Origin of the sequence: Anaerobium acetethylicum (assembly GCF_900096945.1) — a bacterium.
Taxonomy (GTDB): domain Bacteria; phylum Bacillota; class Clostridia; order Lachnospirales; family Lachnospiraceae; genus Anaerobium; species Anaerobium acetethylicum.
Genome location: NZ_FMKA01000064.1, coordinates 1 through 9,904, shown reverse-complemented (window position 1 = coordinate 9,904; position 9,904 = coordinate 1). Strand labels below are relative to the sequence as shown.

Genomic DNA, 9,904 nt, shown 5'->3' with positions numbered 1-9,904 from the left:
CGAATACTTTTTGCACTTTTTTTGCTGGTACAAAATTTGTGGAAAAGACCTGCTGATTTTCAATCGGAAGCGATTTAATCAGCAGACACTAAGTACCAATCAGAAAATTGCATATGTAGCGGTTACTTATATCTGCTTCGGTATGTTATATACGGTCTTAACAATGCCTCACATGGCTGTTTTGCCAGCGGTTACAAAGGATAATGGACAACGTAATAAGGTCATTGCAACTGGTGCAGGTGTTTGTGCTCTGGCATTTACAATAGCAGCCACATTCACAACACAGATGACAGGTTTCTTTGGAGGAAGCTACGTGCCCCTTATGGCAATCTACGGAGTAATAGGTATTGTTTCATTCTGGGGACTGTTTGCAACATCAAAAGAAAGATATCTGGCAAAAGTTGAAAAACGGCCAGTCGCACAGGATTTGAAGAGGCTGTTCAGGCATACTGAATTATATCCGATCATGCTGGTATGGTGTCTTGCATCTATGGGATACGGATTGATGTTCGCATCATCTGTATATTATGTAATGTATTATCTGGCAAGACCGGATCTCATTCCGCTTTATATGGGAATTGTTTCCATTGGTGCTTTGGTTTCAATGGTCGTGCTTATGCCAATTGCACTTAAAATTTTCAAAACAGGACAGAAGGCATTGATTGTGACCCAGTTAATTACGTTCGTGTTTTATGTGATAGCATTTATTTTTGGTAAAAACCTGATTATTCTGTATGTGGCATCATTCATGGCTACAGCAATCGGTTCAATGTCAAATGCTTTGGTAAACGTACTGGTGAATGATACGATCGACTTCATCCAGCTCGAAGAAGGCGTATCTTTGAATGGAACGATTTCGGCAATTAAGGGATTCGCCCAAAAATGTGGTTCGACTGTTACAAACTCTGGAATTCTGGCAATTCTTGCAGCGACCGGATACATTGCGGGGGCAGTCGGACATCAGCCATCATCGGCAATGGCCGGTCTGAATATCCTGAGGTTCGGGGCTCCGGCTGTCATATGCCTGATTATCGTTTTATGCCTGAAATTCTATCCCCTTGAAAAATATTATCCTGCAATCGAAGAAATGAAATCAAAAATGGAAGCAGATGACGAAGAGTAAGAAACAAATAAGAAATGAAGAAGTTTCATAAGAGAAAAAACAGGGCGGTCTTGAGACCTGCCCTGTTTTTTGCTGATATGCAATTCGTCTTTAATCATATGTAAATGGCAGAAAAGCGGGTTCGGTATTTTTGTTGTTTTTGCGGTATTCCTGGGGTGACATCTTGTAAGTGGAGCGGAATACTCTTGAAAAATGATCGGCTGAATGATATCCGATTTTTTCTGCTATTTCTCCAACTTTTAAGTCTGTATTAGCCAGATAGTCGACGGCATCTGCCAGACGGAGCCGCTTGATCAGGTCAGTAAAAGTATGGCCTGTATTCTGTTTGATCAATGTACACAAATGGGGCTCGCTGTAGTGAAAAAGTCCTGCTAATGCAGACAGGGTAAGTGTCTGGTAGTTATGCTGAATGTATTGAAGTACCAATGAGAAGTCTGCCCCCATCTGGTAATTATAGAACTGTATGGTCTGGCTGTAGTTTCGCAGGAGTGTTGAAAAAAGCAGGTTCACCCAGTTGACACAGCAGAAATTGCTGTAGGAATCCGATTGGTTGCATTCTCCCATCAAGTTTCTGATAATGCTCTTGATCCATTGGTTATCGGCAGCAAAGAACAGCAGATAATTGGCATGGGAATCATCCTGTAAAATGGTCCGGAAAAAGTAGGACAGCAGATCTTTTCGCGATAATAAGGAAAAGAATGTAGTATCAAAAGTGCTTTTTCTTAACATGATATCAAATACTGTAGAATCATCCTCGATGACGATGTCGTGTTTGGAAGAGGGGGCAATGATGCAAAGCTCACCTTCGTGCATGACACGTGTCTCGTTTTCGAAGATAAAAGTACACTGACCCTGTGCCACATAATTGATCTCAAAATAATTGTGCATGTGATTCAGCGGTCGGGTATATCTGGGATGGCGGATGACAAATACATCGCGTGCGGTGGGAATGATATCGGACTCGCGGACATTTGCAGTTAAAGGTGCCCCTGATGCCGGATACAGCGTCACGGGCATAGAGTCGATTACGCGATTGAACTCTTCGTCCGTCATATCGTGAAAAAAAACATCGGGATCCGAAGGTGGACAGGTTTCCAGCAGTAACCCTTTTTTATATAGATAATCTGTCATCTCCGGAAACTGCAGACGACTTCCGTTTCTCAGATAATAATCCTTCATATTTTTTTGGAATTCCCCGTATGTAAGGTAGTAAGGCATGGTAAGCTCCCTTTCATTTATCATTAATAGATGTTCTGTGACTATGAAGGACAAGGTCCTGAATAGTCACGATGCCTTCAGTATAACAGATTTACATAACTGTTTCTACTGGAATTGATATAGCGGATTATAACATTCTTGTGACTTCCCTGATAAGATTAAAATACGTCGGATTGTAGCAAAAATACTACATGGTTATGTGGTCTGCTTTTAGATAAAATGAATATGATACTGGATGAATCAATGATTGCGGTACTATAAAAGAAAAGCAGGGGGAAATGAAATAGATGATTAAATTTAGAGAAAATCCGTTTTTTTTATCTGAGGAACAAGTGGAATGGGTGAATCGTACGTACGAGGCAATGGAACTGGATGAGCGCATCGGCCAGCTGTTTTGTCCAATCGTATTCACAAAAGACGAAAATGAATTGAAGGAATTAGTGAAAAAAAGACATATTGGCGGAATGCTTTACAGAGAAGGCAATGCCGAAGAAATTCGACGAAGCCACAAGATTTTACAGGAGGCATCAAAGATTCCGCTTCTGATTGCATCTAATCTTGAAAGCGGCGGAAATGGATCAGCTGTGGAAGGGACATATTTTGGGCGTGAAATGCTTGTAGCGGCGACCCAGGATGTGGAGAAAGCCTATCAGTTAGGAAAAGTGAGCTGCAAAGAAGGAGCGGCATTAGGCGTAAACTGGTCTTTTGCACCGGTCGTAGACCTGGATAAGAATTATCACAATCCGATAACAAATGTCCGGACCTTCGGGGATGACCTGGAGACTGTGATCAGTATGGGAAAAGCTTATGTGAAAGCAGCGAAAGAAGCAGGAGTTGCCACATCCGTAAAACACTTTCCAGGTGACGGAATTGATGAAAGAGATCAGCATCTTGTAACAAGTGTGAATTCCTTATCCTGTGAAGAATGGGATGCCAGTTACGGAAAAATCTATAAGGAAATGATTGAGGCGGGAACACTTACTGTTATGGCAGGTCATATTGCAATGCCGGCTTATGAAGTTTTCTTTAACAGGGAAGAATGCAGGAAGAGTATTCCGGCAACCTTATCAAAAAATCTGTTGATCAGCCTGCTGCGGAATAAGCTTGGATTCAATGGTCTGATTACAACAGACGCGACGCCGATGGTCGGGTTCAGCAGTGCGATGGACAGAGCAACAGCAGTGCCGCTGAGTATTGAAAACGGCTGTGATGTATTCCTGTTTAACCGGAATATAGACGAAGACTATGCATATATGCATGAGGGTTATAAAAATAAGATTCTGTCAGAAGAACGATTAGAAGAAGCGGTAAAACGTATTCTGGCAACGAAAGCTGCAATGGGGTTGCCGGAGAAACAGAAAGCAGGAACCCTTGTGCCGGAAGTCGATGCATTAAAGGTGCTCAAGTGCGAGGAACATGATAACTGGGCAAGGGAATGTGCGGACCAGGGCGTCACGCTGGTGAAAGATACGCAGGATCTGCTGCCCCTCCAGGCATCGAAGCACAAGAGGGTTCTGCTGGAAATGATGGGAGAGTTTGCTTCAACAGACAGGGTCTTCGAAGTGTTTGATAAGAAGCTGACTGCCGAGGGATTTGAAGTGACAAGGTATATTCCGGAAGGATTTGAAGTTATGAGGGAGACGGTTGCCGGATTCAAGGATAAGTATGATCTGATCATGTATGTAGGCAATGTCGAAACAGCTTCCAACAAGACGGTATCAAGGCTTAACTGGCACACCATGTTTGGTTTGGGAAATAACATGCCATGGATGGTAAATGAAATGCCGGTCCTGTTTGTCAGTGTGGGAAATCCCTATCACCTGCTGGATGCTTCTATGATAAAAACGTATATCAATGGATACTGCAATTCTGAGTATGTCATCGATGCAGTTGTTGAAAAAATCCTGGGCCGCAGTGAATTTAAGGGCGTGTCGCCAATCGATCCCTTCTGCGGAAGAGAAGATCTGAACTATTAGGAAGAGAGACTGTTCAGCTGTCATTCCACGAAGTGTGCAGGACTGAACGGATGCAAAGAGGTGAAAATATGCGAATTACAGATGTAAGAATCAATGGAATCAAGAATCCGGTCGGATTTATATATGACCAGCTGCTCTGCTCCTGGTGCGTAAAAGAGACACCGGACAGGAAACAGGCAATGGCAGTTATTGAAGTAAGCGACAGTGAGACATTTGAGACAATCCTTTACAAAAAGGAAGGAAAAGATTTAAAACAGAGCGGAGAAAGACTGGAATTCAATTTAAGACCGAGAACCACCTACTACTATCGGATTTCGGTGACAGGTGATGCCGGAGACAGGGCGGATAGCGGCACTTACCAGTTTGAAACAGGTAAGATGGATGAAGAATGGAATGCCGAATGGATCAGCACAGCCCGGGAAGACACTTTTCATCCGGTATTCGTGAAAAAATTCACGGTTTCAAATCAGGTAAAGCGTGCCAGATTGTATATCACGGGCGTAGGGCTTTTTGAAGCCTTCCTGAATGGAAAGAAAATCGGACAGGAATATCTTGCACCGTATGTGAACAACTATGAGCAGGGTATTCAGGTAATTACCTTTTTGCTGGATGAATTTGCTGAGAAAGAAAATGCCCTGGAAATCATGCTGGGAAAAGGCTGGTATATGGGGCTGTTCGGTCTGGAACTCCGGAAAGAGAATTTCGGAAACCGAATGGCGGCCATTGCTGAACTGCACCTGGAATATGCGGATGGAAGCCGGGACTGCATCTGCACAGACGGAAGCTGGACTTACCGCGGTTCTGATGTGGAAGATTCAGGGATCTATGACGGGGAAATCTGCAATAAACTTCTGTGGGAGGGAAAAGATCATCGGGAAAAGGCGGCAGAGGTGCTTTTACAGCCGGAACTCGAGGAAGGAACCAGGAATCTGAATAAAAATCATTTGATGGACAGAATCAGTCTTCCGGTTATTGTGAAAGAGGAGCTGAAGGTAAAAGAAATCATCCATACTCCTGCCGGTGAGACGATACTGGATATGGGACAGAACTTCACCGGATATATGGAATTTGAGGCAGATCTGCCAAAAGGAACAAAAGTAGTGCTGGATTTCGGAGAAATACTGCAGGAGGGAAATTTCTATAACAAAAATTACAGAGATGCAAAATCCCAGTTTGTCTATATCTCTGATGGAATGAAAGAAACAGTCAGACCGCACTTTACCTTTTTCGGCTTTCGTTATGTCCGTGTAACGGGATGGCCGGGAGAATTATCCGCCACAGATTTTACTGGCAAAGTTGTCTATACGGACATTGAAAGAACCGGATATCTGGAGACGTCGGATGAGAAGGTGAACCGCCTGTACGAAAATACTGTATGGGGGCTGAAGTCTAATTTTCTGGATATGCCTACCGACTGCCCGCAGCGCAGCGAACGCCTCGGGTGGACGGGGGATGCACAGGTCTTTGCACCAACTGCATGCTATCATATGGATACGAGGGCATTCTTCCACAAATTTGTAAAAGACTTAAGGGATGAACAAAAGGTTTTGGATGGAGGGGTTCCTAATTATATCCCTAATCTGGGACATAAAAATGATGTGGGCAGCGTCTGGGGGGATGTTGCAACCCTGCTCCCAAATACGCTGTTTCAATATTACGGCGATCCGGGAGAGATGGAGTACAGTTATCCGCTGATGAAAGAATGGGTCGATTATATTGACAGAAAAGACGGCGAGAGGGGACGCCGGTATCTGTTTGATTTTGGATTTACATTTGGAGACTGGCTGGCATTAGACGGACCGACACCAACAAGTTTTAAAGGTAACACAGATGACGGTTACATTTCTTCTGTCTATTATTACCGCTCCGTGCAGATTGTGAAGGAAATGTCCGAAAGACTTGGGAAAGAGGAAGAGGCATTCCGCTATAGACAGCTGGAAGAACAGATCGGTCAGGCAATTTTTCGGGAATTCTTTACCCCGAGCGGCAGGCTGGCCATCGATACCCAGGCGGCTTATGTGATTGCTTTGAAATTCGGCGTATATATCGACAGAGATCGTACGATTGAACAGTTCAGGAATCGTCTGCAAAAAGACTGCAATCAGATCAAATGCGGATTCGTAGGAGCCCCGATGCTGTGCACGGTTCTGGCAGAGGCCGGATTATATGAACTTGCCTATGATTTTCTTCTGAAGGAAGGGTATCCAAGCTGGCTCTACAGTGTAAATCTGGGAGCGACTACAATCTGGGAACGCTGGAATTCCGTGATGCCGGATGGAACTATCAGTGATACTGGAATGAATTCCCTGAATCATTATGCATACGGTTCTGTTATGGAATTCGTATACGGCTATGTGGCCGGTATCAGGCCTCTGGAGCCGGGATTCAAGAAAGCTGTCATAGCACCGCATCCTGATGTGCGGCTGCATTTTGTGAACTGTGTCTATCGTTCGGTAAATGGGACATATGCATGCAGCTGGAAGATTGAAAAAGACGGAGAATTCAAGGTACACATAGAGATCCCTTTTGACTGCGAAGCGGAAGTTGAATTACCGGAATATGAAGGCGGAAAAATGACTCTGTCGGCTGGAACTTATGACTTTGCATATGAACCGGAAAAAGATTTCCGCAAGCCATATCACAAAGGTACGACGCTGGCGAGAATCGCCGCTGATGATCGCGCTATGGGCATTCTGGGCAGATACGCACCTGCGATTGCAGGAATCGCGGCCTTCGGCGATGCGGAAATGGGAGCCAATACTTTGGAACAGATATCGTTTAAAGAATATCTGCCATTTGAACCGGAACAGCTAAAGACCGCCATTGACCAGATCAGCGGAATAAATGTAATGGAAGGATAAGAATAACATGAATATAAAGGCTCTAATTTTTGATTTGGACGGAGTAATCGTATTTACAGATAAGTTTCATTATCAGGCCTGGAAAAAAGTATCCGACAAAATGGGAATCTATTTTGATGAGACGATTAACAACCGCCTGCGCGGGGTGAGCAGAGCAGAAAGTCTTGAAATCATCCTGGAAAAATACAACGGAGAATTATCGGATCAGGAAAAGGCAGAGATGATGGAAGAGAAGAATATAATCTACCGTGAACTGCTGGAAACTATGACCGCTGACGATGTAACGGATGATGTTCGCGACACATTAAAGAAGCTGAGAGAGGGCGGATACAAACTTGCGATCGGTTCATCCAGTAAAAATGCTGTATTCATTCTGGAAAAAGTTGATCTGCTGGATGCATTTGATGGGATTTCTGATGGAAATAATATTACACATTCAAAACCGGATCCGGAAGTGTTTCTGAAGGCTGCCGATTTTATTCGGGAAGCAGCCGAAAACTGCCTTGTAGTAGAAGATGCATGCGCCGGGATTGACGCAGCAAAGGCAGCGGGCATGACTGCTGTCGGAATCGGCGATGCTTCTGATTATGGGAAAACGGATATACAGATATCATCGTTCAAAGAATTACCTGATGTAATAAACAGGTTGTTGGCTCAGGCCTAAGGAAAGGGGTACAGGACATGCAGGTAGAGAAAATCAAGTTGTATGAGGATAGGGAAGACGTAACACTGACCGCTTATGTGATAGCGGATTCGCCAGAACTATTAAACGGGGCAAAAAGGCCTGGAATTATCATCTGCCCGGGAGGCGGTTATATAAGCTGTTCTGACAGGGAAGCGGAGCCGGTTGCATTGCGGTTTGCAGCAATGGGATATCATGCTTTTGTCTTGAGGTATTCGACCTATAATGAAGGAAGCAATGCATTTCCGGATTTGTCAAAACCGATTTCACCTAAAAAACACTGTCAGCATCCGGCACCGATGCGCGAGATTGGAAAAGCGATGCTGATTGTGAGGAAGCATGCTGATGAATGGCTTGTTGATACGGATAAAATCGCAGTCTGCGGATTTTCAGCAGGAGCCCATAATACAGCAATGTTCGGAACGTATTGGCATACGCCGGTTTTAAGCGAATACTTCCACGAAAAGCCGGAAGCATTCAAACCGGGAGCTCTGATTCTGGGTTACACACTGAGCGATTATATATTCATGAAGAACATATCAAAGAACATGATGGACGAAGCATTTTTTGAAGCATCCAATACCGCCTTTTTGGGAGAAGCAAAGCCTGGTGAGGAGCGGCTGGATGAGGTGAGCCCGGCAAGACATGTAACTGAGCATACGCCGCCGACATTTCTTTGGGCTACTGCGGAAGATACGCTGGTGCCTGTTCAGCATACCCTTCGCATGGCACATGCACTGGCAGACATGCATATCCCCTTCGAAATGCATGTGTTTGAAGAAGGTCCCCATGGACTGGCATTGGCTACGCAGGCTACTGCCGGAGCAAAATCCCAGATTTCTGCTGATGCTGCGAAATGGACGGAACTTGCGGATAAGTGGCTTGAAAAGAGATTCGCTCTGAATATGCCGGAAATGACAGAATTTGAAGAAATGCTGAACAATGGCAATTTTATGTGAGACAGTTGAAAAACGAATCCTTTTAAAATTGCCATAATCCGCCGCTCTGATTTTTGTGCATTATATATGTATCGGACAAAAGCGAACAAAACATTAGAAAAAATGGTGGAAATGTTTTATAATTGTTTAAAACTTTAGAAAACTGTGATAAAATACTCTGGACAACAATTTATGGGAATAAATTGCCTGAGATTTTTTGATGAAATCTTCGGGATGGTATAACGGAAAATGCACAGCGGGAGAGAATGTTTTAAATAAGAGTTAGAGACACGGATTTCCACAAATCAAGAAGTGGCTATAGCTCTCATTGCAGACTTTGCGTTATTACTGTCGGAAAATTAGTTTTGACGAAGGGATGAGGGAGAGAATGAGTAAGATAAGTATTTTGTCATTCAGTGAAAGGAAGAAGGGGAATTGTGCTTCACTGGCGCATTATATCAGCAGCAGACACAGGCAGGAAGAGGTGGATTACATTTCGGTAGGCGATCTGAAAATCAAGGAATGTATAAACTGCAATTATGCATGTACAAACGGGAAATGCATGCATTATGATGACGGGAAAGCATATTTTGAATCTACAAAATCAGCAGAAAAGGTCCTGTGGCTGGTGCCTTTGTATGGGGGAAGCCCGACTTCACTTCTGGATAAGATGAATGAAAGAAGCAAGGATTTCTGGACGAAAAATGACGTGTATTATAATGAATTCATAAAAAAATTATTTATCATTGGGATTGGAAGTCCGGAGGAAGAAGATCCTTTTGGACATATTTTTGAACCTGTATACAGCAAGCCGCCATTGGATAAGCACATACTCATGTTTGATGCATGGAAATCTGATCTGAATTCAAAATGGTATCAATTTAATGATGCGAACAAGGTCAGAAAGAGGGTTGGTAAATTTCTGGGGATATAGACGTGATATTGGAAACAGATGAATTGGTACAGCATTTGTGATTGTGAAAGGTACAGTCCTGAATAGTTGCTTTATAATAATAGAGTAGAGAAATAATAGCTAGTATTATTTCCCTCTCATTGAACCGTACGTACGGGTCTCGTATACGGCTCTACAATTTATATTCCAACGC

At 43.6% G+C, this 9,904-nt stretch carries 7 protein-coding genes; 6 read left to right on the top strand and 1 reads right to left on the bottom strand.

Features of this window, described 5'->3' with window-relative positions; translation table 11 throughout:
* Window positions 1–1,123, top strand: a 1,123-nt coding sequence (locus BJR36_RS19325; protein ID WP_139133587.1) for an MFS transporter, incomplete at its 5' end; no start/stop codon positions are given.
* Window positions 1,124–1,213: 90 nt separating this feature from the next.
* Here BJR36_RS19325 and BJR36_RS19320 read toward each other — a convergent pair.
* Complete coding sequence (locus BJR36_RS19320; RefSeq protein WP_242875687.1) at window positions 1,214–2,365, bottom strand: AraC family transcriptional regulator; 1,152 nt, start codon at window positions 2,363–2,365, stop codon at window positions 1,214–1,216.
* Window positions 2,366–2,628: 263 nt separating this feature from the next.
* Between BJR36_RS19320 and BJR36_RS19315 the strand changes: the two genes are divergently transcribed.
* The 5 genes from BJR36_RS19315 to BJR36_RS19295 all read left to right on the top strand — a co-directional run bounded on the left by BJR36_RS19315 (window position 2,629) and on the right by BJR36_RS19295 (window position 9,732).
* Window positions 2,629–4,317 (top strand): glycoside hydrolase family 3 protein, encoded by a 1,689-nt coding sequence (locus BJR36_RS19315; protein WP_091237071.1) that lies wholly within the window; start codon window positions 2,629–2,631, stop codon window positions 4,315–4,317.
* Window positions 4,318–4,385: 68 nt separating this feature from the next.
* Window positions 4,386–7,178 (top strand): alpha-L-rhamnosidase, encoded by a 2,793-nt coding sequence (locus BJR36_RS19310; protein WP_091237070.1) that lies wholly within the window; start codon window positions 4,386–4,388, stop codon window positions 7,176–7,178.
* 7 nt (window positions 7,179–7,185) lie between these two features.
* The gene (gene pgmB, locus BJR36_RS19305; protein WP_207648921.1) at window positions 7,186–7,842 is read left to right on the top strand and encodes a beta-phosphoglucomutase; all 657 of its coding nucleotides are present in this window, start codon (window positions 7,186–7,188) and stop codon (window positions 7,840–7,842) included.
* Between the two features lie 17 nt (window positions 7,843–7,859).
* A complete protein-coding gene (locus BJR36_RS19300; RefSeq protein ID WP_091237069.1) occupies window positions 7,860–8,819 on the top strand; it encodes an alpha/beta hydrolase in 960 nt (319 codons plus the stop codon).
* Window positions 8,820–9,186: 367 nt separating this feature from the next.
* Window positions 9,187–9,732, top strand: a complete 546-nt coding sequence (locus BJR36_RS19295) for a flavodoxin family protein (protein ID WP_169823793.1) — start codon at window positions 9,187–9,189, stop codon at window positions 9,730–9,732.
* Window positions 9,733–9,904: the final 172 nt, after the last annotated feature.